Source organism: Acinetobacter sedimenti (genome assembly GCF_022601685.1).
Classification (GTDB): Bacteria; Pseudomonadota; Gammaproteobacteria; order Pseudomonadales; family Moraxellaceae; genus Acinetobacter; species Acinetobacter sedimenti.
Window position 1 is genome coordinate 24,840 of record NZ_JAKUML010000006.1, and the last position, 26,811, is coordinate 51,650.

Sequence of the window (26,811 nt, forward strand, 5' to 3'; positions counted from 1 at the left end):
ATATTGGCGTAAAAAAATCGGCGATGTATCGCCGATTTAGTTAAAGTGATTTAAGACTTTTTTTTCACTTCGTAACAGTCTGCAAGGTCAATTGAGAGTGTGCCTTTCAAACGCTTTTGCTGATCTGCCTCTTCTGTAGTTGGTGTATATGTTGTGGCATTTGCTTTGAGATAAACTGACTTATTAACATTGTAGAAGTTTACCCAATTTGCTGCTGCACCTGCCGAATCACTAATATTAATGTTTGGTAATGATGCTCCAGCATTAATATTCTGCACTGATGTATTGAGCAAATCATGAATATTGACCTTTACTGCTAAATTCGTATTTGTGTTTTCTAAATTCACAATCGTTGACAACCCAGTCACTACGCCTCGTAGATAACCAAAACTTGGATCTGAAATCACCAATCTAAAACTTAAACTACGATCACCTTGTTGGGGTTGATAGTTCGAAGCTGCTATGGTTCCTAGACGGTATTGTTTGACTCCATAATTATCTACTGGAGTAGCCTGACTAGAGTCCGTTATACCGCACATACCAGACATATCTGTTGCTGTTGCACCAGTCTTTATATCACTTCGAACATCACCATTTTCATCGATCACAATACCCAGTTTAATATCCTGAACCGTGTTATCATCATGCTCAAATGTCAATGTAGCATAGAGTGGGAAGTAATAATCTTCACCAGATTTCATATTTTTGATGGATTTAAAAACACGATTATCTAGGTAGGCAATTGGATATGCCTTAAGAAAATCAACCCCGCCACTGTATTGGCCATCAGAAGTACTTTGATCCCACTTCGCGAGAATCGTTGAATCCGAGGTATCTTCACCAGTTAAATATTTGGAAAACTCAGAAGAGCCTGCAACAGCATAATCATTAAACAATTTGCCCTGATTAATGGCTAAAGTGTCATTTTGCGCAGTAATTAACTTAAACTTTTCAGATGTTCCAAGACGTTTTGTCGCAGGATCCACAAAAGCAGATTGTGAATCTGCATGCATAAACAATGGATTTACTTCTTTTTGTAATAAAACTGCAGCCGTCGCAGGTGATGCATTCGTAATACTCGGCGTGCCTCTCCATTGAAATCCATAGCCATGCGTAAAGCCCGCCCGATCACTCATGAGGTAAAATACGCCCATCAAAGTTCGTCGATTATCCCCTGTGCCTGCATAACCCAAAAGCCCTTGATAAGCACTTGAAATTACAGGAATATCTGCTTGATAAATGGCACTTAGGCTCATATTAGATGCATCTTTTAATACCCTAAAAGCTTGATCATCACTAATAGCCGCCGTATCGATCCAAGGCGTTAAGATTTCTTCATATCGCCCAGTTTGTAAATCTTCATCTGTGACCGATGCAGTAATATCTTCCAGTCCTTCTAGAGTAATATCATCTATCTCTACAAGTTGGATATCACCCACAACATTCGTTTGACTCTTTTGGCTACCAATTGCTTGAAATATTTTTACCAAGTTCATAGCCACTTGAACAGTCTCATCACTTGTAGACATGGACTGCGCTGCTTGCCCAGTGATACCTTTCGCCATATCTAATAAGGTTAAGTGGACAGGTACAGAATCAGCACTGAGCACACCGAGATCAGACAGCTTTACACTACCCAACTCCACTCTGTTGTCATCATTAGCATTCAAGAAAAATGTTGCCGTATCATCCTTATCACAGCCACCTGTAACGGCATTTCCATTCAGTTTTGTCGAAAAAATATTAATTTTATCTTTGGCACAAGTATACTGTAGACCCGCTACCGGATACTCCATAAGAAACTCAAAGCATGCATCACTAGACGCAACGGTACAACCAACAGCTGTTGTTTCTGTAGGTTTTACCGTTGGATTTTCATGAATATTATTGCTACCACCACCACATGCAACCATCATCATACATAGTGTTGATACAGAGAAAGGCAAGAAAAACTTATTCATTACTATCATCCTTAAATATATCTCTAGCTGTATATTTGCAAACCGCATTTATCGCAACAGCGTGAGCTTAATTTGTCCTTCATTACTTAATTTTAATTCTGATACATCTGCACCAAATTCTAGAGCACTCATTAATAAATAATGGCTATTCTTAGGAATATAAATCACACCCTCAATTGATGCAGATTGTAACATTGTTGCTGGATTCGAATAGGTATGGAAAGCACTAGCCCCCTCGATAATACACCCTTTCTGATCAAGAAATATCACGATTGGCCAATAATACGTTGGTGACTTATCACTACTCGCATATGAAGTAATTTTTAAATTTTGAACTTTCTGATCAAAATCAAGCAATTCAAAATCAAACTCATCATTAAAAGGCGCTCTAGGGAAGAATGACACTGAATCATTACGACCAAATCCCTTACTTTTGCGAATCGCTTTATCATCAACACACTGTAACGGAATCACTTGAGTTAGCTCAGATTTAGGAATGACGCGATAATTTTTCCCAAGTGTAACGACATCGTTTTTAGAACTCGTATCAACACCACGAAAAACAGTCATATCAACACCTTTTTGACGTTCTACTACTTCCCAGCTCGCAGCACCTGAACTAATTCCGTCAACCCCTGTTGGAATTTGATAAAATCTTTTTTTATCTTCGATATTAAACTCTTTCGACTCCAAATATTCAGCTTGATAATATTTTTCACCGTCAATCACTTTATACGGCGCTTGTTCTACCATTGGTTGCTTGTTATCACTTTGCGGTTCATTAGATAAATCAGTACTTTTAGAAGTTTCCGAGGGTGATGAAATATGTGATTGAATATCATGTTTTGTTTTTTGAGATTGGACAGGTAAATACATTTCTTGCGCAACTGATTCCGCCCCACCAACTTCATTCACTAAATTAGGATGTACATCTATATTTTTCGAAGTATCTTTAGTTTTTGAAAATAATTTAAACCAAGATTTATCATTTATTTGATCGTTTATTTTTTGTTTTGCTGAGGCTTCATGCAAATTTCCACTAGTATCATTATTTATATTTCGTCCTGATTTATTCGCTTTTGGCTTCGCTTCAGGGACAGGAACTACCATCGGTAAACCGTCTGGCCCGATAATTGTTATTAGCTCATTTGTATCAGCATAACTATAATTAGTTATCGCACCAAAACAAAATACAGCAAGGAAAATTTTATTCCGTTGCTGTAAATATTTTTCAAAGAAAAATTGCTGCATTTCAATTTTACCAATCACCACTTCGTACGATAAACAATACCAGCCAAATTCACTTTCGTATTTGTGCTAATATTTAAACCTGCATATGGGTTATACATAATATTGCCTACACCCGTTTCATTTGCAAGATCACTGGTATTTGCAGGAATCTGATCTCGACTACGCAGATGCGCATAGGTCAAATCGATCTCCGTATCTGGATCAAACTTGTAGGTTAACCCCATACCAAACAGTTGTGCATTATTCAGTGGAACTAGAGTATTACGCTTATTATCTGGAATTGCAGATGAACGTGGCTCGTAGCCTAACCGTAGCTGTAAACGATCAGTTGCATCATATTGAACTCCCACGCCCCAACGCCAAGAAGAAACGAACTCTAAAGGGAATGATACAGATGACTCAGTAATATTATTAGAAAGTAATTTTGCAACTTTCAATACAGCCAAAGATCGATCAAATTCCATTTTGAACTTTTCCCAAGCCTTAAAATCAGTCCAGCTTACGTCAAAGTTAACCTGCAAGTCTGGGAAAACTTTATATTTAATCCCAGTTTGAAAATGTTGTGGATATGTCAGATCCATTGAAACCAAGCCACTTTCAGTTGGTGGCACATATGATGGGAAACCCAAAATAGCAGCAAGGATTTGCCCTGTCACGGAAGTATTTAATGCATTCGTTAGCTCTTGAGCACCCTTACCATTTGCAATATGATATTTACCCTTCATTTGCATCTTACTTTCGCTTTGATACACTATTCCAAAGCCAAAGTCATCCGTAGGCTCCCATAGCAAACCTAAGTTATAGCTTGGTGCCAATGATTGCTCTAAAGCAATTTCTAGGGTGGCTAAATTGTCAAAAGGCCCTAAAGACTCCTCAGCATTACACATACCAAAAAGAAGTAAGTCGGTAACAATATTGCCGTTTTCTTTAAACGGCGCACAGACGTCCTCATCAATTAAACGCAATACACCGACCAAATCATTAGGTGCCCGCATATCTGTTTTCAAGCCCATTGCTTGATATGACATACCAATAGATGCACCAACCGATAATTCGTCATTAATTTTATAAGCCGCAGATGGTGATAAGTAGGTGATCCGTTCTATTGCTACTTGTTGCCCCATAAAATTACCAGGGTTGCCATCCTCTGCACCGAATCCGGCAATCATGGGTGCATACATCGCTGTCGCATAAGTTACTTTTGAGCCAGGAGGACGATAAGCTACACCAAAGGTTGGTGCTGCCACAGGCATCCCTTTACCCAAATCAACCATTTTTTTCAGGACAGGTACATATAAGGTAGGATATTCAACATCACCCTCCACAACACCTTTGTAATCTGTACACAAACTAGATGGGTTTGAAGGGTCATCATTACATACTAAAGGATCATCAGAATAACCAAATACACCATACCCTTCCGGCGCTGACCACTCACGCCCAACATCAAAGTGAGCAATAATGCCTTGCAAATCAGTTTGCAACCCATCAATCCGAGATAAACCAGCTGGGTTAAAGTGAATAGAGTTGACGCCTGGCGGATCTGCTGTAACCGCATTACCCAAACTTAATGTTTTAATATCAATTGATAAGTTTTGACCTAATCGCGCATGACTAGTATTAGCTAAACCAATCAGTAAAATGGCCGTTACAAGTGGCGCATAACGAAGTGTTTTCATCATTGCACCCCTTAGCGAACTTGTTTACCAAAGCCCAAGAAATCCAATGGGAAAGAAAGACCCAAGCTAATATCCGGCGCATCTTCAGTTAAACCAATACCAACCGAACCATTCACGATTGTTTCAGGAGAAACTCGAACACCTAGAGAAATACTTAAACTTGCACTACTTTGATCAGCAGGTTCTGACGTTTCACCACTTGTAAAGCGATATTCTGAAGCAGTATTAAAGCTTTGCTGATATGACATCGTCATAGACACATCATAATTAAATGAATATGCATAACCAAAAGCAAAACCACCACTGATACCTGGATCAAAAGAGTCCAGAATACGTTGACCACGTAATTGATTAATGTCTGACTCTTCAAAACCATAATTCGCAGAAACTGAAGCAAATAAAACCACTGGGTCAATATACTTACGTGTACTTGCACCAGCTCCAACTGAGTAATACCCCTTACCTGTCGAAAGTTCATTATTTGCATTCACTTCATATGGGCTATCACCAGTTTTTGTTGATAGATTACCAAATAAGATTAAAGGCAGACGACCTTGTTTAAGCGGAAATGGCTCCCAACGAGCACCAAAAGAAATATCACCTAAGCCAGCTGTAGTCGCATCTTTGATAACATCAGACTTTGCCACCAATGGTAACGAAGCTGTTAACGTCAGATTATTTAATAAACCATACTGTACGGTAAAAGTATTGGTTATATTATGATTTGCATTATCTTCGATACGTAACCGAGTCAAATTAGAGCTACCATCATCCAATGCCAAATCTAACTGCGTATCTCTATAGTAAGAGTATTCAAAATCATATGTAGCTGAATACGAACCTTTCTTCACCAATGAGTATTGCTGTTCTGACGCAGTAAATACTTCTTCAAGGTTATCCTGTTGCGTCGCATCACCTTCTTGTTGTTGCAACGCTTGTGAGGCATTTTCTGGAGCAGAAACCACGTCCGAAGAACTAGTTTCTTCCTGTACCGCTGTGGCATCCGAGGACGTCTGTACAGCTTCAACTTCAGCAGAGGCTTCCGCATTCACAGTATCATCAGCAATTTCCACCTGTTCAGTTTCTATATATGCAGACTGCTCAGCTTCTGAATTAGGATCAATAGCTACTGCATTTTCATCAACAATAGCTGGCTGACTTTCGACAATTTCAGTTTCTTGATCTTGTGCATAAATTTGTCCAGACAAAGCAAGTCCTATGCTTAATGCCAAAACGCTCCGATTCATCCATTTAATCTCGATCATCTGTCCACTACCCTATTACGACATTTTTTAATTTTGTTACGATTACTTGCGTTTGTAATACATACGCATATATGTATCGATTGGCTTTCCATAATTGTCAGACTTTGGATCAGCATCCAAAACTCTACGCATCGTGGAAGCTTGGTTTGCCAACTGATCTTGACGATGTATCGGATATTGTAAATCAACAAATGCATATTGATTGACAGTCGCATCCTCAACATGGCGCATATCATTCTCTGTTAAAGTGAGTAGATTTTCAGATTTCTGATAATCAGCCAACTCAACAATAAACAAAGTATTGTTATCCCAAATTTCAGCAAACCGATCTACATTAAAACTAATATTTCCAAGTGCAGGGTCAGCCACATAAACGCGACCATCCTTATACCCTTTATAGACTACAAAATGCTTAAATCCAGCATAAGCAATAGGTACGATTGCAGGTTTATCTAAAGATATTAAATCCTTTAACTCACCCCGATAACCACCACTAGAATACCCCAAGGCTGTCACAAAGCGCTTCATATCTAGCAATGAAAAACTGCGACGTTCAACGATGCGATTATATTCGCCATAGCGCATCAAGCCATCCATTGTTTGCTTTTCAGTAAGATTCAAACCAGCATAACCATTCATCATTGTTGTCAGTGCAGCTGAACCACAACTATAGTCATAAGCCTGACGAACAATACCTCGGAATTGATCCACAACAGCAGGTTTAATCTGAACAGCTTCCCGATGATTTTTACTAAAACTATTGACTCGGCTGTCACTCACTTCTGTGTAGTACACCGTACCAGCCGGTTGATCTTCCAGCTCAAATGATTCAGTCGCAAAGTGATATATCAATGCTGACCCTATGGTTATAAGAAACATGGAAACTCTTTTTTTGTTTTAGGCAACTACTGTCACCAAGCCCTGTGTTTTTTATGCATCATTCATTGACGCAAAATCCCTAATTGATTACAAGATACCTTGTTTTGAATACAAATTCACTACTTTTTTCAAAAAACTATAACTTTTACTTAAAATAAGCCTATGTGACTTACAACCCTTTTACTATCGCCTTAAAGTCAGAAATAGCAACTCCACTCATCCCAATATTACCGAGCGAGCCATTTTTCAGATTATCAAAAGAACCCACATCCTGAGTTCCTACTTCACCAATAGTAATATTCGTTAGCGCCAGATCAAACTTATCCATTGTCCCATCCGCCCCAAACACAACACCACTATTCACAATATCCCCATACACCCCACTAAAACCACCAACCCCATCATGATCATACAAACGGATCCCAGTAGTACTATTCGATGCTGAAAGTTTAAAGCCCAACTGAATATTAGAGCCACTTTTATCATAAATACGGATTGGATCACTGCCATCATCAGCAGAACCAGTAACACACATAGCATTATTCGCGATACACATCAAACTGCCACTTGATACCTTAAACATATGATCTTGGGTTGAATTACCGAATTGAACATTCATGCCTAATGTATCATTTGACTTAAATAATATATCTAAACCTTTATTACCAATTGATAAAATCTTAGTTGCAGTACTTTTAACCACACCACTTTGATATAGTGCATCCGCCCCTGGAGAAAGGTAAACTGACATTGGATTGATATGGATCAAAGGAGCATCCACAGGCATAGAAATATTAATATTCGCAACTGGCTCACCACTATTACCATCTGAATCAATAGCTACGTGAATACCACCTACCGATGCACTACCATCAGCTTTTTTCAAACTAACACCACGCTCTGACGCTGTTAAATCACTAGCAATAACTATAGAGGCAGGATTTGAATGAGTCGTCGAACCTGAAATACCATCCTTATCAATTAGCGCAATCGTATCATATGCAATATTTCCATTTGGAAAATACAAACCGATATTCACACCATCTTGCGCAGTAGCCCTTGATAAATCAGACTCTTCTAAAGCCTGCATCGCATTAACAGGCATTGCAGAAGAAATACACAATGTTAATAAACCGCATTTTTGTAATTTATTCATAGTACTTCCTTTCACTTTATAACCCTGCCATTCAACAATCAGCCATGTTACTTAATGTCCCGTAATCGTAATGGTATGATTACCAATCTGAAGACCCTTTAAAGCCACATCCCCGATACTATTATCCATAGATGCCAAATTTCCAAGTTTAAAGTCTTGCATCAAAATATCCACCACCTTACCAGCCGATGGTTTTAAAACCAAACCTTCTTGCGTTACATTCACTGAGGCACCATTAATCGTTAAGTCTTGTGATGAGCCTGCATCTTTAATTTTTATTTCAGAAGCTCCTATGCCATATTCTTCCCCAGCACTTTGAGCACCTATAAGGCCAAAATTAGAAATTTTTATACCATCATTCACAGTACCATACGCAAGCAACATATGCCCTTGAGCTGAATTACCCAACTGAACATTCAATTCAAGCCCGCCTATATCAATACGCATGTCTTTCATTATTTTCGTTTGATTCGTATATGAACCATCAGTTTCTCTTGTAGCAACAAAAATATCACCTGTTTGGATATTTAAATCATCTGGTAGATCAATATTAATATTTAAAAAAGGTGCTCCATTACCAGCATCAGTATCCAATTTCAGAACCGTCGTGCCTTCACTGATCCTAAAATTACCCGCACGAGTTCCATCACCAAACATCACAGCACCAGCAGATGACGGATTGATAAATCCATAATCAACAGGATTAATAATACCATCAGATGCATTTACACCAGTATTATCAATCCAAATTAAGCGTGCATTCGGAGCAATATTTTGAAGTGTAATTGTTAAGCCATCTTGGGCTGTCGCCTTACTTAAGGCAACATTATCTAATGGCTCCAACGCAGATGCAGATTGAAACACGAAATACAGCCCAACAGCTGATGAAATTTTTTTTATTGTATCTATTCTATTCAACATTTAGTCCTCTTCCTGAGAAATGCTGACTCAATTTGCGCAGAACTCGCTTATCCAGCAAAACTATTGCTGAAAAATAAAGCGGTAAATTACCGCTTTATTTAATTTCATCACTCTCGATTAGTGACCAGTAATCACTAACGAAGGCAAAGTTACATTCGTTAATGCAATATCACCTAGAGAAGCAGCAGCCAACTTATGACCCAACTTCACGTCACGTAGATTGATATCATGAGAGCCATTCATGTCAATTTTCAAACCGCCATTTACAGCATTAATTTCTGTATCCATGGTTAAGTCAGATGTACCAGTTGTTAACAATTGAACACCCCCCAAGTGAATACCTGCCAACGCATTACCGCTTGCATCAGTATTTACTTCTAGTGAGCCCAAAGCAGTCGGACCATATGTGATACCTGCAACACCTAATGGTTGATACAAACTAATATTAGACAACTGCAAACCACCTGCAATCGTACCGCTCAACTTGATCATTGCACCTTGTGTTGCATTACCCAGTTGCAAGTTCATCGTTGCATCACCAAGTACCACCTCGATATTATCAAGGATTTTCACTTGGTTCGCATAAGCACCCATATCCGTATATGCCGTAGCATCAGAAGTAGAACGATCAGAAGATGCTACATAGATATCACCGGTATTGATCGTCAACTCATCAGGCAAACCGATATTTACGTTGAGTACTGGATCACCTGCATTACCATCAGCATCCACATGCACACGAATACCTGTACGTACAGCACTTGTATCTTCAATACTAAAACCATCTAGAACGATTGCACCCGAAATATCAGTTTCCGCAGTTGCAGTAAAACCAAGTGCTGTACGTGTAGGTGTTGCCGCAGGACCTGCAGGACCACCAGCCGCTAAAGATTGATAACCATCTTTATCATGCACTACAACATCTGCATGAATATCACCAGCAATAACAATTGTAATACCATCCTGACCTGTCGCAGCACTCAGCGCTTCATCATCCAAAGATTGCATCGCCATTGCATGACCAGAGATCGCCATTGCTGATACAAGCGTCAACTGTGTAAATTTTTTCATAATAATTCTTCCTTTGTTACTTAGATAATTCAGCTTGATTACTCCGAATCAGCCTTTTATGGAATAATTGGTGTCAATTTCACAATCAACACCAATCGAACTAAGAATTAGTGACCAGAAACGATCAACTGGTTTGTACCCATATCCAAACCTTGGATTTCGATAGAACCGATTGAATTTGCGTTACCCAATGCTAGAGAACCGATATAGATATCTTTTGCACCAGAAGATGAAATTGCCAAACCACCACCTGTAGCATGAGTACCAGGAAGTACAGAAATTTCTGTATCAACAACAAGGTTTGCATTGTTTGCAGAAGTGATTTTTAGATCACCGATAGCGATTTCACCAGTTGTTGCAGTGTCAACTAGGTTCAAGCTATTGATGGTTACACCACCTTGAATCGTACCATTAGCAACGATCATTGCACCTTGAGGTTGAGCACCAAGTTGAATATTCAACTCAGAAGCACCAACGGTGATATCAAGATCACTAATAATTACTGTTTCTGCACCAGCACCACGACGTGCGCCAACCATTCCCGACACATCATTAGATGCAGCAACCGAGATATCACCAATACCGATATCTAGTGCATTGTTTTTCATATTAATATTAAGAAATGGATTACTTGCTGTACCCGCAGAACCTGCACCACTATCCGTATCAATAGTCACTCGTGCCAAAGCACCACCAAATGCAGCGGGAGCAAGTGTATTATTCACACCAACAGTTACATCATTTACAACAATCGCACCAGCAGCACCTGTTGTGTAGTCACCAGCCGTACCTGTACCACCCAAGCTTGCACCACCTTGTGTAGTTACCGTAGAGTCCAAACCATCATTATCATGAATTAAAAGTTTATCAATAGTAATACCAGAAGTTACAACTGTTAAAGTAATACCATCTTGACCTGTCGCCGCACTTAGCGCCTCATCATCCATTGATTCCAATGCCATTGCATTTGCACTAATAGCCATTGCTGAAACTAGAGCGATTTTAGAAAATAGCTTCATGCTTTTCCTCTCCTAGAGATTTAAATCCTGACATTTACTTCGTGTAAACGCCTTAATTGTTGTTTTGAGCACTTACGTTTTGTGACAGACTGCCATTTACGCAACCATAAAATTACAATAGAGCAACACTTTTATCAAGTAATAGTCACCGATGTAGATCGATTTACCGATAAACGGTATTTTTTGCAAATCGACAAAATCAGGCTAAACTACGCTCGGTTTACTCTTTGCTTGGCGAATACTGTGCATTTACATTCTGTGACGTGCCACTCATCTTTTGACTTAATTAGTCTTAATCAATATTTAAGTAAATATTTTGGATATTGTTTTCTTAATGATAATAATCAGCCATTTTTTGCAGTTCTTCCAAAATCGTTAAATATTTTTGGCACACATGGCCATTTTTTGCGCCGTACAGATTTTTCCTATGACTACGCCAACTTTAATGAAAAATTAGAATTTATCTTACCGATATCTTCAGATCGTCAATCACTTTCTTCATCTGAGATTCAATTTACGGGTGGCTACGTTTGCTTTTATTCATATGATTTTGTCAGTTCTACATACATTTCCAATTCACAAAATAGCCAACCTCACCTCTCCCCTACAGCCATCATTGGTGAATATGATATTTTTATTCAACAAAAAAACAATCAATGGACGCTTTTTTTTGACTCGACATTGAGTGATCAAACTACTTTACTCAAACTTATTCACGACTTACAAAATCCTGCTGTCACGCAGAGCGATAACTCTTTTCAGTTGCAAGAATCTCTACAAGCTCGCTGGTCTAAAGCTGACTATGTATCTGCATTTCAAAAAGTACAAGATTATTTATATGCTGGCGACTGCTATCAAATCAATCTCACTCAAGAATTTCAAAGTAAAATTTCTCAAGGACGATTACTCCAACTTTTACCCGAGTTATTAGAATTAAGCCAAGCGCCTTTTGCAGGCTATATTGCGCATGATGATTTTGAGTTGTTGAGTTGTTCACCTGAGTTATTCATTGAGTTTCAAACTGATCGCATGATTCGCACCCGCCCAATTAAAGGCACACTTCCTCGGGATAAAGATGCCCAAACAGATCAAGCGAATCGTCTGCAACTCGCTACCTCTGAAAAAGATCAAGCGGAAAATTTGATGATTGTCGATTTACTACGAAATGATCTGAGTGTATTTGCTGAAACAGGTTCGGTGAACACCCCAAAACTTTTTGAAGTTGAAAGTTTTGCCCAAGTGCATCATCTAGTGAGTGAGATTCAAGCCAAATTAAAACCTGAAATTAATCCATCAAAAATGCTGTTACAAGCGCTACCCGGTGGCTCAATTACTGGTGCACCAAAAATCCGTGCCATGCAAATTATTGACGAACTCGAAGGCAATGCACGTGGTGCGTATTGTGGCAGTCTAGGTTACTTTAATTATGACGGTACAGGACGGTTTAATATTCTGATTCGCAGCTTACAACGCTACGGCGATGCGCTGAGTATTTGGGCTGGTGGTGGAATTACGGTTGCATCCAATGTCGATGCAGAATATCAGGAATGCTTAGATAAAGTGTCGGCACTACTTGATTTTCTCAATCAATTTACCGCCACCTCATCTTAGCTTTACGCAGGCACTAGCGTCTTACAAAATGGTTTTTAAGCTATCAATTAGCCGTTGATTTTGCTCATCCGTACCGACGGTAATGCGCAGATAATTATCAATGCGTGGACGATTGAAATGACGTACAATCACACCTTGCTCACGTAGTTTTTGCGAAATCGGCGCCGCAGAAACCGCACCATGTGTGGCAAAAATAAAATTAGCTTTCGACGGCAACACCTTAAAATCAAGCGTCTGCATCTCAGCAATCAATTGCTCCCGACTGGCAATGACTTTTTCACATTGCGCTTCAAAATACGGCTGATCTTCAAACGATGCCACTGCACACGCTAAGGCAAAACGATCGATCGGATAGGAGTTAAAACTATTTTTTACCGATTCAAGTGCCGTGATCAAATGTGGCTGTGCAATCGCATAACCAACCCGAAGCCCTGCGAGAGAACGAGATTTGGATGTGGTTTGACAGACCACGAGATTTTCAAATTCAGCGACTAAACTGACAGCCGACTCCGCACCGAAATCTACATACGCCTCATCAATTACCACCACTGAATCGGGATGATCATTGAGTAATTGTTTGATTTGATCAATATCAATTGCTCGTCCTGTCGGTGCATTTGGATTGGTAATGATGATGCCACCGTTCAAACCACCGTTAGCTTGACGATAGTCTTCAACAGCAATTTCAAAAGAATCAGTTAAAGGAATTTCAATCGTATTTAAGCCAAAAAACTGACTATACACAGGATAAAAACTATAGCTAATATCAGGATAAAGTAGCGGTTTATCCTGTACAAAAAACGCCTTAAAAATATGTGCAAGCACTTCATCTGAGCCGTTACCGACAAAGACATTTTCCACTGCTACGCCCTGTTGCTTGGCAATCGCTTGCTTGAGCAAGCTAGCATCAGGATCAGGATACAACTTAAGTACATCAGCTTGATTGGCGATAACCGCTTGTACCGCTTCGACCACTTTTGGCGATGGCGGGTAAGGGTTTTCATTGGTATTTAATTTTAATAAATTCTGGATTTTCGGTTGTTCGCCCGGCACATACGGCTCAAGCTCACGTACCAGCGGACTCCAAAAACGCTTTTGCTGTGTAGTAATTTCTATCGACATTTTCAATCTCAGCTTTTCCCCCCCTTTCTTAAAGGGGGTTAGGGGGATTAATTCTCCCCCTTATTAAAGGGGTTAGAGCAAATCCCCTTTCCTGATGGGAGTTATGGGGATTGCTATAAAATCTTATTGATAACGATAACGTGCCGAGCGTGCATGGGCATCCAAGTTTTCTTGTTGCGCCAAGATATCCGCCGTTTTCGCCAAAGTTTTTACACCTTGCTCAGAACACATGATCAAACTTGAGCGCTTTTGAAAATCATACACGCCTAGCGGTGAGGAAAAGCGTGCCGTACCCGAAGTTGGCAACACATGGTTAGGTCCTGCACAATAGTCACCAATCGCTTCTGGGGTATAACGCCCCATAAAGATTGCACCCGCATGGCGAATTTCTGCACTCATCACTTCAGCTTCGTCCAAACACAGCTCCAAATGCTCAGGTGCTACTTGGTTAATCAATTGAATCGCTTCAGCACGATCTTTGACCAAGACCAAAGCACCACGATTAGCAATCGAGGTTTTGGCAATCTCAGCTTTCGGCAAATCTGCTAAATGGCTTTCAATTTTCTCTGCAACCGCTTCGAGTAAATCCTGATCAGGCGTGATAAAAATCGCTTGTGCAACGGTATCATGCTCGGCTTGCGACAACAAATCCATCGCCAACCACTCTGCATTATTTTCACCTTCGGCATAGACCAAAATCTCCGAAGGTCCTGCGATCATATCAATACCGACCTGTCCAAACACCGCACGTTTCGCAGCTGCCACAAAGCGATTACCTGGCCCTGTGATTTTATCCACTTGCGGAATAGTTTCTGTACCATAAGCAAGTGCCGCAACCGCCTGCGCCCCACCAATAGTAAAAACTCGGCTAACACCTGCAAGATACGCCGCAGCCAAGACCAATGGATTCAACTCACCATTGGGTGCAGGTACCACCATGATAATCTCAGGTACACCTGCCACATGCGCAGGAATCGCATTCATAAGCACCGATGAAGGATAAGAAGCCAAACCACCCGGCACGTAAATACCCACTCGATCGAGTGGTGTAACTTTTTGCCCAAGCGTGTTGCCTAGCGCATCCACATAGGTCCAGCCATCTTGCTTTTGTGCTTGGTGAAATTCACGGATACGATTTGCTGCAAGCTCGAGGGCTTGTCGGACCTCACCATTTAAGCCATCAAAGGCATGTTGTAATTGTGCTTGAGTCAGTTCTAATTGTGAAAATGTTGTCGCTGGATGTCGATCAAATTGCTGTGTCAAAGCCAACACATGCACATCGCCTTTTGCACGAACATCCGCAATGATTTGATCAACTGTTTTCAGGAGTTCAGGGTCATTGACGGTTTCAAAAGCCAAAAGTTCAGCGAATTGCTGTTGGAAATTTTGATCTTGCGTTGACAAACGGCGCATTAAATTCATTCCACAGATTGATAAAAAAGAGTTATTTTACCTGTTTTCTATACCCTTGTGGCGAATGAAGCACCGTAAATTCCACTTAATTCATGGATTATGATGATAATGAATTAAGGATTTCTAGATTGCACAGCCTGTTCAAGTTGCGTCAAAATCGGATTTAATAATGCGTGTTTACGCTTAAAACTGGCTTTATTGACGATCAAACGAGAAGACACTTGGCAGATTTCCTCCAAAGGCTCTAAGCCATTGGCTCGCAAGGTATTGCCTGTATCCACCACATCGACAATGTAATGCCCAAGCCCAACCAATGGCGCAAGTTCCATCGAACCATACAGCTTAATCACATCAACTTGTTCACCACGACTGGCATAAAATTGACGTGTGAGGTTGACATATTTGGTGGCGATACGCAGACGACCTTGTGGTTTTTGCATACCAACTTTGCCTGCGGTCATCAGTTTACATTTGGCAATTTGCAAATCCAGTGGCTCATAGACATTTTCTGAACCGTATTCCATCAGTACATCTTTACCCGCCACGCCAAAATCTGCCGCACCATTTTCCACATAAGTTGGCACATCACTAGCACGCAAAATCAAAATGCGCACCTGAGGATGTGTGGTTGGGAAAATCAATTTGCGTGATTTATCAGGATCTTCAAGTAGCTCCACGCCTGCTTCTGCAAGGAGTGGCAAAGTTTCTTTGAGAATACGCCCTTTGCTTAGTGCCAAAGTCAAACCATGATCAAAATTCCCCATGAGTTCTGCGTCTGAGATGCGTTTATCTGAGAGGCTTTGTGATGAGTGCGCTTGTTCCTGTGACATTTAACCCTAACCTTTTTCTAAACTGCGTATCTAAATCGTTGCGTAAATTGTTATTCGCTGAAATTACAGCAAGTTAATGAATGCGTTGAATATCCGCACCTAGTGATTGAAGTTTTGCTTCAACTTCTTCATAACCACGATCAATATGGTAAATTCGATCGACCACGGTTTCACCTTCTGCCGCCAACGCTGCAATCACGAGAGAAAATGACGCACGCAAATCGGTGGCCATCACAGGCGCACCTTGTAGTTTTTCCACACCAGTGACGGTCGCATCATTACCTTCGACTTGGATATTTGCACCCATACGGCATAGCTCAGGCACGTGCATAAAGCGATTTTCAAAAATGGTTTCTGAGATGGTTGCAAAGCCACGACCAAGTACATTCACCGCCATGATCTGCGCTTGCATATCAGTAGGAAACTCAGGATGTGGTAAGGTGCGGAAGCTCACCGCTTTTGGGCGTTTACCCTGCATATCGAGCTCAATCCAATCTTCGCCACGCGTCACTTCTGCGCCCATTTCTTCAAATTTTTCAAGGACTGCTTCCATCAAGTTTGGATCGGTATGCGTGGTTTTGATTTTACCACCCGTGATCGCAGCAGCAGCAAGATATGAACCTGTTTCGATACGATCGGCAACTACAGCATATTCACAGCCTTGCAAACTTTCTACACCTTCGACGATCAATGTATCGGTATCAATGCCTGAGATTTTTGCACCCATTTTATTGAGTAGATTGGCAAGATCGGTAATTTCAGGCTCACGTGCTGCATTACGAATCGTCGTTGTACCTTCCGCAAGCACAGCAGCCATTAGAATATTTTCTGTGCCGCCAACGGTGACCATATCAAAGACCACTTCGCCACCTTTAAGGCGACCATCGACTTTGGCAAGCACATAGCCTGCCTCAACTTCAATCTGTGCACCCAATGCTTCGAGGGCTTTGAGATGTTGATCGACAGGACGTGAACCAATTGCACAGCCACCCGGCAAAGACACTTTCGCTTCGCCATAGCGAGCAAGGAGTGGACCAAGCACCAAGATCGAAGCACGCATAGTTTTTACCAATTCATATGGTGCAAAATAATTATCTAGCGTACTAGTATCCGCAACGACCGTATCCCCTTCATAGGTCATGGTAATGCCTAAGCCACCGATCAACTTTACTAAAGTATTGACGTCTTTAAGATTCGGGACATTGGTTAGCGTAATCGGTGTTTCTGCCAAAATCATCGCCGCAAGCAGTGGCAACGCTGCATTTTTCGCACCTGAAATTTTGACTGTGCCGTTTAAAACATTACCGCCACGAATGAGAAATTTATCCATTTAGCCTTATGCTCCAAACATGCTGACTTTGCGCCATTCTTCTGGGGTCATCGCACGAATCGTCACTGCATGCACTGCGCCAGAGGCAATTTGCTCATTGATTGGGGCGTAGACAGCTTGTTGGCGAGCGACGGTTCTTTTACCTTCAAAACCTGTATCAACGATACGTAGGTCAAATTTTCCTGCTTCTCCAGTTACGGCAATATCCGCATCAGGAAATGCTTGCGCTAATAAGCTCTTAAGCTGTTCAGTATTCATGGTACTGGGCTCTAATTCGTTCAAGACTAAACCGCGTAGTTTACTATAAGTTTGATCTAGACTACAAAAACAAAGCATAGAAAAGGCAAAGATTTATCAAATTTTATGGAATTTTCAAACAAATTAATCAAATAAAAAATCAGGGCAAAAGCCCTGATCTAAAAACAACTCAAGTGGATGGCTAAAATACCTAAATCCATAACACTAAAAATCAACAATACTCCAAATCAATTTCATTTAAGTGTCTGAATTTTTCATCCAATTATGCAAACAGTTTATGCAACCAATTTGTGTAACGGCTTATTCGCCAACTGATTATGCGTGAGCTTTTGCCGTGCAAGTTGTCGCTTTAATTTTTCACTAATTTTATGAATTGCTTGATACATATCATCTGCGGTTGCCTTGGCGACCAACTCTTTGCCCGGTACTCGAAGAATCACTTCAGCATGATGGTTATCCTGCCCTTTGTGACTTCTTGAGTTTAAGCGATGATCTTTTTGTAATTTGACCTGCATGCTACACACTTGGTCTAAATGTTGGGTGATTTTGGAAAATTGCTCAGTAATCTGTTCTTCAATCGCTGGGGTAATCGCCAAATGATGTCCACGAATTGCTATATGCATAGTACCACCTCCCATGAAATTGAAGTCAAACATGATCAGTGGACAAGATTTTTAAATGACTATTTTATAGAAACTTCATATCAATCTAATTTTAAACTACCAAAAAGACATCTATTTTCATTTAAATCATCTACATATCTTGCAATATCAATGAATCATGTCGGGCTCCCATTTTGATTTAATACGGTTTGATTTGTTCATGCTGTGATCAAAAAATCAATCAACTGCATCACTCTAAATAATCATAGAAACCAAGTTAAAGCAATACTTTTCGATCTGAAGAAGATGGGATATTGAGGGATTCACGGTATTTCGCCACTGTACGCCTTGCTACGTCGATACCTTCATCTTGTAACAATTTCGCAATCGCATTGTCCGAAAGTGGTTTCTTTTGATTTTCTGCTGCGATGAGCTTTTTGATCATGGCACGAATCGCAGTTGAAGAACATTCCCCACCAGTTGCCGTACCCACATGACTGGAAAAGAAATATTTAAGTTCGAACAAACCATTTGGGGTCAAAATATATTTATTGGTCGTGACCCGAGATACGGTTGATTCATGTAATTCCACTTCATCTGCCACATCACGAAGTACCAAAGGCTTCATGCCTTCTGCGCCAATTTCAAAAAAATCACGTTGATGTTCGACAATACATGTTGCAACTTTTAATAAAGTTTTATGGCGTTCATCAATGCTTTTGATAAAGTTTTTTGCTTCAAGCATTTGAGTTTTGAGATATTGATTATCAGCACTTTGATCCGCACGTTTAATCATCCCTGCATAGAAAGAATTGACCCGAAGTTTTGGCAACACATCAGGATTTAAGAAAACATGCCAACGCTCATTTTTCTTTTGCAAAATCACATCAGGCGTTTGATAGTCTTGCCCCTGCTCTTGAAATCTTGCTCCCGGTGCAGGATCAAAGGATTTGAGCAAAGCCATGGCTTGTTTGAGTTGATCGAGATCAAGCTGAGTTTTGCGCATCAGCTTATTAATATCATTCGTCAGCAATAATTCGGCATTTTGCAATAACATTTTAGCTTGCTGTTTTAGCGTTGTATTTTGCTGATATTGCTCAAGTTGAATCGCTAGACATTCAACCAAATTACGGCACGCCGTTCCTAATGGATCAAGCAGTTGAATATATTTCAGCACCACGACCACTTCATCGAGCTCAAGCTCTTCTTCAACATCAGCCTGTTGCAACATGTGCTGTGCAGACGCAAGTATCTCTTCTAGCTCGCAATCCAAATAGCCACGTTCATCTAACGCATCAACAATACAATGTGCGACGACTTTTTCTACATCACTCAGATGTAGCAGATTGATTTGCCAAAGCAAATGTTCCTCTAAACTGTCCGTGCTCGTGCGATTATCTTCACGCTCCTCAAACTCAGGAGTTGCCATCGCTGTAGATTGATGAGTATAGACATCATCCCAATCTGTATCGACTGGTAGATCATCTGGAATGGTGTCTTGTTGCATTTGATCTTGCAAGGTAGGATCGACTTCTTCTTTTTTGGCCTCCCCGTATTCTTCTTCGATCTTTTCGAGCAGTGGATTGCTATCAAGTTGAGATTGGATTTCTTGTTCTAATTCTAAAGATGATAGTTGTAATAGCTTGATGGCTTGTTGAAGTTGAGGCGTAAGCGACAGTGAATTCGCTACTTTTAAACCTACAGATAACTTCATTGCAATAAATCCACCTATGTGTCTGACAGATCAGCTCAATCCATTCAAAAATAGACGAAATGGAAAAAATAAGCCTCGATCGAATAAAAGGAGAAAAACCAAAAATTACACGCATAGCAAAATCTATGCCTAGAATCATCATAGCTACACAACTATATAAATGCAACGCTATACAGTGCAATATTTCCACCGTTGATCGTCTGTTCATCAAATCTAAATTTCATCAAGTGAAATAAAGCATATTCAATGATTTTTTTATGAAAAAAGTTGCATTTTTAAGCAAATCTGACACATTAAACATGCGTGTATAATATATATATTTTGCAATGGTGCGAAAAATGAAACCACCATGTATTATAATCGTGGAAAATAACTCCAAAATTCTCATATTCGCCATTCTGGAATTATTTGAGCAAGCCTTTTTAGGCGATTACACCAACTATTAAAAGTGACACAATCTATGTCAACGACTCAAGCACAGCGTATCGAACGTATTTTTGCGCCTGATGAGCTTAATGGCTTTGACGATAGTCATTGCATTCATGTACCTGTCGCTTTTATTCACGAGCTCACTTTTGCCGATTCACTGCAAGCAGTATTAGATATCGTCGTAAAGTGGGTCAGCCATATTTTTCAAACTGATCGTGCCAGTATTAGCCTACAAAAAGATACCAACCAACTAAAACTCTATACCATCAACGGTAATCAAGCCATTCCTATGGACTTCCCCTTACCGATTGATCAGACTTTTATTGGTTGAACTTTTCATACGTCCAAGTTGATGATTTGTGACGATACCACGGTATCTGATGAATTGGACTGCATCAAACTCAGCGTTGGTGGACTAGGTAGTTGTATGGACGCACCAATGATCCATAATGGCATTACCATCGGGACACTGAACGTCGCAGATGCTCGGAAGCATTGCTACAGCAAAGCACAAGCCATCCAACTACAATGTTTAGCAAATTGGATTGCCTTGAATATTCGCTTGCATTTGCAACTCCAAGAGATGGATTTACTGGCATCGACAGATGAGCTCACAGGCACCTTCAACCGTAGACGCTTTACCCATGAAAGCAATGAAAATATGCAATGCTTTTTGCATCAGCATACGCCTTATGTTGTTGGCATCTTAAATGTTGATTTATTTAAAGATTTAAATGATCACTATGGACATACTGCTGGTGACAACGTACTGAAACATCTCACAAAAATTATTCGAAAAACCATTCGAAAACAAGATTTTATCGCACGAATAGGTGATGAAGAGTTTGCTATTATTTTGCCCGCATGCGTGACAGATGAAGCTTTTGAAATCTTTGAGCGAGTTCGTCACAACATCGAACAACACCCTCTGGAATATGAACAACAAAAAATTCATTACACCGTCAGCATTGGGTTCTCAGAAGTTGCCACAACAGATCAGCATTCGGAAGATATCTTTAAGCGGGCAGACAAAGCGCTCTATCAAGCCAAAGCAGACGAGCGGAATCAAGTACGCTGTGGAAATTAACACACTAGAATTTGAAAAAATTAATCACTAAATCTGCTTTAATTGCCAATCTTATTTTAGTTGCCAAATCCATTTTTGCTTTTGATTCAATTGTTGGTGTTGATCCAATTTGCGATCACCTAAAATTTTTAATACCAACACTAAACTTAACAATAATAACAAATACCATGAACCAAGCTTACCCCAACCCACCATATGCCACGCATCAACTTGTGATGGATAGAGCCAAATTTGGTAAAAGGTACTAATATTTTCAGCAATCCAAATCAGAAATGCTAAACACAGTAAAATGAACAACATTGGCAATTTAAAAGTGTGCTTTTGTACTTGGAAGTGCACCGTCGTTTTCCAAAAAATCAGCACTGAAATCACAAATAAAAGTAGTCGAATATCTGGAATAAAAAATTTCGACATAAAGTTGATATACGACACAACTGCCAACGCTAACATGATGGCAAAACTCGGCAGATTCACCATACTGACCTGAAATAGACGCAAACTCCGTGCAAAAAAACTTCCCACCGCAGAGTACATAAAGCCTGCAAATAACGGCACCGTGTAGAGTTTAAAAACAGCAGGTTGTGGATATTGCCACGAAGCAATCGCAGGATGGGTGAGGAACAATTCCATACCCATTGCCATGATATGAAATAGCGCAATGACTTTGGCTTCAGACCAGCTTTCCAGTTTGAAATACAAAAGGAAAATCTGTACCAAAACTGCGAATATTAGTAAATAATCATAACGATACAAGCCATAAAATGGCTCATGTCCCATTGGTGCTGTAATCACAAAAGTGAGCAACAACAATATGCCAAACAACGCTGCCCACACTGCTTTTGCGACAAATTCAGCGACAAGCTTTGCACCGTTGACAATGATTTCCACGTATATTTTCAACTCGTCAGTCTTTATTGTAGCGCATTAAAGTGTGCAGATAATTACAAATATTTTTGACTATATTCATGTACCGTATCCACAAAGACTTTCGGCATCGCAGGATCAACCCACTGGGTAATACCATGCCCAAGATTTGCCACATAACCAGTTTTTTCACCATTGGCATAGGCTTGATCAATCATACGCTGTACAGCAGCTTCGATCGCTTTTGGTGTACCGTACAATGTTGCAGGATCAAGATTTCCTTGTAATGCAACACGCCCTGCGACTTGACGGCGCGCCTGCGCAAGTGGCGTTGTCCAGTCCAAACCGAGCGCATCAGCACCACTTTCCAACATTTCAGGAATCCACAAGCCACCACCTTTGGTAAAGACAATCACAGGAATACGTTGTCCATCTTTTTCTTTGGTTAAACCTTTAATAATCTTTTGCATATATTGCAAAGAAAAATCCACATAGTCTTGATGTGCTAATGCCCCACCCCAACTGTCAAATATCTGAACAGCTTGTGCGCCTGCTTCAATTTGTGCATTGAGATAATCAATCACCGAATCTGCAAGATGATCAAGCAAGGCATGCAATAGCTCAGGTTTTGCAAATAACATCTCTTTACTATATCGAAAATCTCGACTTGAACCACCTTCGATCATATAGGTTGCCAGTGTCCACGGACTGCCTGAAAAACCAATCAACGGCACAGCACCGCCAAGTGCAGCGCGAATGGTCGAAACCGCTCGCATCACATAATCCAAATCACTGCTTGCATTGAGCTTTGGCAACTGTGCAATATCCTGCTCGGTACGCACAACTTTTTGAAACTTAGGTCCTTCACCTGTTTCAAAATATAGCCCCAACCCGAGCGCATCAGGAATAGTGAGAATATCTGAAAATAATATTGCGGCATCAAGTTCATAACGACGCAGTGGTTGCAAAGTCACTTCACAAGCGAGCTCAGCATTTTTGCATAACGATAAAAAATCACCCGCTTGCTCACGTGTCGCACGATACTCTGGCAAATAGCGCCCTGCTTGACGCATCATCCATACTGGCGTGGTATCTACAGGCTGACGAAGGAGTGCGCGTAAAAATCGGTCATTTTTTAAAGCGGTCATGGGCTGTCATCATTCGCAAAAAATTTGTCGCTCATGATAGCAAACTCGTCCACTCTATTCATGATTTCTTCTTTAAAAATGCAATGCGCTAACGCAATCAAACTGTCCGCACACAATTTAGACAAATTTAAATACTGAGAATACATCCACTTCATCATCCACAACATTCTTAAATATATGTTTTTAAAATATAAAAACATGCAACTTCGTGCATACATTTCCTTAAAAGTTGTAACTTAGACTACAAAACCATTACGTGAAAACATAAACTTTCTTTTATAATTAGGCAGATAACAACATTTTCTTAGGACAATTGCATGTTTGCACCTAGTAAACCCTACAATAAACTCAGTTTAAGTTTGAGTATTGGACTTGTCTGCGCTTTTAGCCCCAACATCCATGCAGAGAATACTGCAAGTCAAACCTTAAAGCCGACACCTGCAACGGAAGTGCCAATCCAATCTTATCGTCTATCTAAAGCGCAAGGTGCGACTGAACTTCGTCAGCGCTCAGAAAGTGCACAAATCGAATTAAACGCTGTTCAAAATACGGCGAATACAGCACAAAAAGCAGCGACTCAACAAGCGACTGCTCCACAAGGAACCACACAACAAGGCATCCAGCAACAAGGTATTCAGCAACAAAGCTTACCTGTTCCAACAACTACTCAAGCGAATAGCCCAGTTCCTGCAGAGCAAGATGCGTCATCAAATAGTGATAACACTGTGGCATCAGGCAGTGGTTTTGCCGATCCTACACAGGATGAAATTGAAAATAGTACAGCAGGCTCATCACCAATTGCAGATACAGCTGAAGCGGAAGCAGTAAAAAATGCCAAATGGACGTTAGATGGTCTAAATCAAACTGGTTGGGTTGATGGTATTGAGAAAGGTCGTCTACCTGTTTTTGCAAAAATCCAAGTTTTACTGAATCGTAAGCATGCTTCTCCAGGTGCGATTGATGGTGCAACAGGGATGAATACCCTGAAGGCGATTTCAACCTATCAAACCATGAACAACCTCGATGCTACAGGCAAGATGGATCAACAGACTTGGGATAGCTTAAATGCAGGTCAATCTGAACCTGTATTTGTGGAATACACCATCACAGAAGATGACTTGAAAGGTCCTTATGCCAAATCCATTCCATCGAACTATGCACTACAAGCCAAAATGAAAGGTTTGTACTATACGCGCGTGACGGAAATGCTTGGCGAACGCTTTCATATGGATGAGAACTTTTTACAACAAATCAATCCAGACGTAAGCTTCAAAAAAGCAGGTGAGAAAATCATCGTAGCAAATATTCGCAACAACTTACCTGAAGATATTCATCTGATTATTGCGCATAAAGGTGCAAAACAACTGTATCTCTTTAACAGCAAAAATAAGATGATTGCGTCGTTCCCTGCAACGATTGGTAGTAGTGATACGCCATCACCAACAGGTACACATACCGTAAAAAATATTGCACCAAATCCATGGTATGGCTACAGTCCGAAAAACTTTGTTCAAGGCAACAACATGAAGCCTCTGTCATTGCCACCAGGCCCAAACAATCCAGTGGGCAATATGTGGATTGGTTTATCTAAACCATCATTTGGTATTCACGGTACGCCGAACCCATCACTCATCTCAAAAACTGCATCTCACGGCTGTATTCGTTTGACCAACTGGGATGCACAAGATTTAGCGAAACGTGTGAAAAAAGGCATTACGGTTAAATTTTTAGAATAATTGCTGTTTTAATATTTTTCTAAGACTTAAAGAAGCCCTTCGATTGAAGGGCTTTTCTTTGTTTCGAAAACTTAATTAGAATTCATCTACCACAATTAGAAGTTGTATCGAGCCATCACACCCACACGATTGTCTTTAAACGTCTTTTCGCCATTTGCATTTGGTTCGAAAGTTTCACGTTTACCATTGATATATTCAATACCAAGATCAACAGGTTTCACAGGTGAATAGATAAAGTTAATCCAAGCCTGTTCAACTTCTTTGTTCCCAGTAGGATTCAATATTGCGTATTCACTGTCATCGTCAGCAAATATCGCACCATAAGCGATTGTCGAGCGTAGATTTGGCAAGATTTTATAGGTTGCACCAACTTGGAACGCATTAAACTCATTTTGCGCCAAATCACCATCAGCATTGACTGCAAAAGCTGAGTTTGAACCGTACAGATAGTTGCTGTTGCCTTCCACATGCGAAACATCAGCGGTTAATTTCAATGGATCAGTCACTTGAAAGCTTGCACCCGCAGCAACGCCCCAAGCGGTTTCATCTGAATCATTATTGCCCTCTGCTTCGTAACGCTCAGCCAAAGCACGAACGCTGACCTTACCTTTGCCTTCTGCAAAACCTTGATTCAACTTTGCAGTCAATACAGGCAATTTATATTTTGCAGTTGCATCTGTTGCCGAGCTATTGCCCTCTTCGGCTGCCAAGACGATTTGTGTTGCAGGCGCGAGGTTATGGCTATAGCGCACTTGTGGAATACGTGCCGTACCGCCACCGATGTTGGTATCAAAGTCGATCATCTCTGGTGCATGGTTGCTTAAAAAGTTCGACGTGGTTTGACCAAATAACCACTCATTGAATGTTAAGTACGCATGGCGAATGCGTAGATTTTCATCACTACTCGCAAAGTCTACTTCCACTTTACCACCGACTTTTTGCCCTGCAATCGGTGAGCTAAAGTCCAATCCGAAACGAGTCACTTTAGCTGTCGCACGAAGCTTGTCTTTTGTTGCGCCATCGCTACTTGCTGTACTATTGAAGTCATCATCCGCACCTTCGATGATGTAGTTCGCATCACCACGGATGAAACCATATAAATCTACTTCTGCACCTTTACTTGTCGTGATTTTTAAATCTTGAGTATCCACTTTTATTGCTGGCGGTGGCGCAGAATGGGCATGATGTTGTACATGAGCTGGTGGTGCAACTGGCGGAGCGGAACGCTGTGCAGCGAGCTGTTGACCTTGCTGCTGAACCAGACTACGAAGCTCTTGAATCTCTGCACGAAGTTGTGCGATCTCATCGCTGTCTGCAGCAAAGCTCATTGAGGACATTGCGCCTAATGCCAAAGTTAAACTACTTAATTTTAGTGCTTTTCCTAAACTCATTTTCGGACTCATTCTTTACTCCTTAATCAACTTAGATGTGCTCAGCAATACCAATACTGATTCGCTCAAGCATC

General features: G+C 40.6%; 23 protein-coding genes. 4 read left to right on the forward strand and 19 right to left on the reverse strand.

What is annotated here, in order from left to right:
• Nucleotides 1–50 precede the first annotated feature (50 nt).
• The 9 genes from filF to filA (MKI79_RS04895) form a co-directional block, all read right to left on the reverse strand.
• The gene (gene filF, locus MKI79_RS04855) at nt 51–1,961 is read right to left on the reverse strand and encodes a putative pilus system protein FilF (RefSeq protein ID WP_241570931.1); all 1,911 of its coding nucleotides are present in this window, start codon (nt 1,959–1,961) and stop codon (nt 51–53) included.
• Between the two features lie 48 nt (nt 1,962–2,009).
• On the reverse strand, nt 2,010–3,212 hold the full coding sequence (gene filE / locus MKI79_RS04860; RefSeq protein ID WP_241570932.1) for a putative pilus assembly protein FilE: 1,203 nt from the start codon (nt 3,210–3,212) through the stop codon (nt 2,010–2,012).
• Nucleotides 3,213–3,226: 14 nt separating this feature from the next.
• A complete protein-coding gene (gene filD / locus MKI79_RS04865) occupies nt 3,227–4,891 on the reverse strand; it encodes a putative pilus system OmpP1/FadL family transporter FilD (RefSeq protein WP_241570933.1) in 1,665 nt (554 codons plus the stop codon).
• A gap of 11 nt (nt 4,892–4,902) precedes the next feature.
• Nucleotides 4,903–6,156 carry a putative pilus system protein FilC gene (filC, locus tag MKI79_RS04870; protein WP_407651555.1) on the reverse strand — a complete coding sequence of 418 codons (1,254 nt, stop codon included), beginning with the start codon at nt 6,154–6,156 and terminating at the stop codon, nt 4,903–4,905.
• A 42-nt stretch (nt 6,157–6,198) separates the two neighbouring features.
• Nucleotides 6,199–7,035, reverse strand: a complete 837-nt coding sequence (gene filB, locus MKI79_RS04875) for a putative pilus system C39 family peptidase FilB (protein ID WP_241570934.1) — start codon at nt 7,033–7,035, stop codon at nt 6,199–6,201.
• A gap of 169 nt (nt 7,036–7,204) precedes the next feature.
• On the reverse strand, nt 7,205–8,191 hold the full coding sequence (locus MKI79_RS04880) for a hypothetical protein (protein ID WP_241570935.1): 987 nt from the start codon (nt 8,189–8,191) through the stop codon (nt 7,205–7,207).
• Between the two features lie 51 nt (nt 8,192–8,242).
• A complete protein-coding gene (gene filA, locus MKI79_RS04885; RefSeq protein ID WP_241570936.1) occupies nt 8,243–9,112 on the reverse strand; it encodes a putative pilus system protein FilA in 870 nt (289 codons plus the stop codon).
• Between the two features lie 117 nt (nt 9,113–9,229).
• Entirely contained in the window at nt 9,230–10,183 is a 954-nt protein-coding gene (gene filA / locus MKI79_RS04890; protein ID WP_241570937.1) for a putative pilus system protein FilA, read from the reverse strand.
• A gap of 107 nt (nt 10,184–10,290) precedes the next feature.
• Nucleotides 10,291–11,202 carry a putative pilus system protein FilA gene (gene filA, locus MKI79_RS04895; protein ID WP_241570938.1) on the reverse strand — a complete coding sequence of 304 codons (912 nt, stop codon included), beginning with the start codon at nt 11,200–11,202 and terminating at the stop codon, nt 10,291–10,293.
• Between the two features lie 405 nt (nt 11,203–11,607).
• Here filA (MKI79_RS04895) and MKI79_RS04900 point away from each other — a divergent pair, with 405 nt between their 5' ends.
• A complete protein-coding gene (locus MKI79_RS04900) occupies nt 11,608–12,813 on the forward strand; it encodes an anthranilate synthase component I family protein (RefSeq protein WP_241570939.1) in 1,206 nt (401 codons plus the stop codon).
• 21 nt (nt 12,814–12,834) lie between these two features.
• On the opposite strand, the gene hisC is transcribed toward MKI79_RS04900, so the two are convergent.
• From hisC to MKI79_RS04935, 7 genes are all read right to left on the reverse strand, one after another.
• Nucleotides 12,835–13,935, reverse strand: a complete 1,101-nt coding sequence (gene hisC, locus MKI79_RS04905) for a histidinol-phosphate transaminase (RefSeq protein WP_407651557.1) — start codon at nt 13,933–13,935, stop codon at nt 12,835–12,837.
• 123 nt (nt 13,936–14,058) lie between these two features.
• Nucleotides 14,059–15,357, reverse strand: a complete 1,299-nt coding sequence (gene hisD / locus MKI79_RS04910) for a histidinol dehydrogenase (protein WP_241570940.1) — start codon at nt 15,355–15,357, stop codon at nt 14,059–14,061.
• A 104-nt stretch (nt 15,358–15,461) separates the two neighbouring features.
• Complete coding sequence (gene hisG / locus MKI79_RS04915) at nt 15,462–16,112, reverse strand: ATP phosphoribosyltransferase (RefSeq protein WP_407651562.1); 651 nt, start codon at nt 16,110–16,112, stop codon at nt 15,462–15,464.
• A gap of 139 nt (nt 16,113–16,251) precedes the next feature.
• Nucleotides 16,252–17,508, reverse strand: a complete 1,257-nt coding sequence (gene murA / locus MKI79_RS04920) for a UDP-N-acetylglucosamine 1-carboxyvinyltransferase (protein WP_241570942.1) — start codon at nt 17,506–17,508, stop codon at nt 16,252–16,254.
• A 6-nt stretch (nt 17,509–17,514) separates the two neighbouring features.
• Nucleotides 17,515–17,766: a BolA family iron metabolism protein IbaG gene (ibaG, locus tag MKI79_RS04925; RefSeq protein WP_241570943.1), complete on the reverse strand. Its 252-nt coding sequence runs from the start codon at nt 17,764–17,766 to the stop codon at nt 17,515–17,517.
• A gap of 275 nt (nt 17,767–18,041) precedes the next feature.
• Nucleotides 18,042–18,389, reverse strand: coding sequence for a ribosome hibernation-promoting factor, HPF/YfiA family (hpf, locus tag MKI79_RS04930; RefSeq protein WP_241570944.1), 348 nt, complete (start codon nt 18,387–18,389; stop codon nt 18,042–18,044).
• A gap of 256 nt (nt 18,390–18,645) precedes the next feature.
• Nucleotides 18,646–20,082 (reverse strand): RNA polymerase factor sigma-54, encoded by a 1,437-nt coding sequence (locus tag MKI79_RS04935; protein ID WP_241570945.1) that lies wholly within the window; start codon nt 20,080–20,082, stop codon nt 18,646–18,648.
• A gap of 460 nt (nt 20,083–20,542) precedes the next feature.
• Between MKI79_RS04935 and MKI79_RS04940 the strand changes: the two genes are divergently transcribed.
• Both MKI79_RS04940 and MKI79_RS04945 read left to right on the forward strand, forming a co-directional pair.
• Nucleotides 20,543–20,842: a hypothetical protein gene (locus MKI79_RS04940; protein ID WP_241570946.1), complete on the forward strand. Its 300-nt coding sequence runs from the start codon at nt 20,543–20,545 to the stop codon at nt 20,840–20,842.
• A 21-nt stretch (nt 20,843–20,863) separates the two neighbouring features.
• A complete protein-coding gene (locus tag MKI79_RS04945; RefSeq protein WP_241570947.1) occupies nt 20,864–21,598 on the forward strand; it encodes a sensor domain-containing diguanylate cyclase in 735 nt (244 codons plus the stop codon).
• A gap of 51 nt (nt 21,599–21,649) precedes the next feature.
• Here the strand turns inward: MKI79_RS04945 and MKI79_RS04950 are convergent, their stop codons facing one another.
• Together MKI79_RS04950 and hemE are read right to left on the reverse strand one after the other, a co-directional pair.
• The gene (locus MKI79_RS04950) at nt 21,650–22,486 is read right to left on the reverse strand and encodes a DUF817 domain-containing protein (RefSeq protein ID WP_407651558.1); all 837 of its coding nucleotides are present in this window, start codon (nt 22,484–22,486) and stop codon (nt 21,650–21,652) included.
• A gap of 53 nt (nt 22,487–22,539) precedes the next feature.
• Complete coding sequence (hemE, locus tag MKI79_RS04955) at nt 22,540–23,610, reverse strand: uroporphyrinogen decarboxylase (protein ID WP_241570948.1); 1,071 nt, start codon at nt 23,608–23,610, stop codon at nt 22,540–22,542.
• A gap of 317 nt (nt 23,611–23,927) precedes the next feature.
• Between hemE and MKI79_RS04960 the strand changes: the two genes are divergently transcribed.
• Nucleotides 23,928–25,346, forward strand: a complete 1,419-nt coding sequence (locus MKI79_RS04960) for a L,D-transpeptidase family protein (RefSeq protein WP_241570949.1) — start codon at nt 23,928–23,930, stop codon at nt 25,344–25,346.
• A 95-nt stretch (nt 25,347–25,441) separates the two neighbouring features.
• Here the strand turns inward: MKI79_RS04960 and MKI79_RS04965 are convergent, their stop codons facing one another.
• The gene (locus tag MKI79_RS04965; protein ID WP_241570950.1) at nt 25,442–26,749 is read right to left on the reverse strand and encodes a DcaP family trimeric outer membrane transporter; all 1,308 of its coding nucleotides are present in this window, start codon (nt 26,747–26,749) and stop codon (nt 25,442–25,444) included.
• Nucleotides 26,750–26,811: the final 62 nt, after the last annotated feature.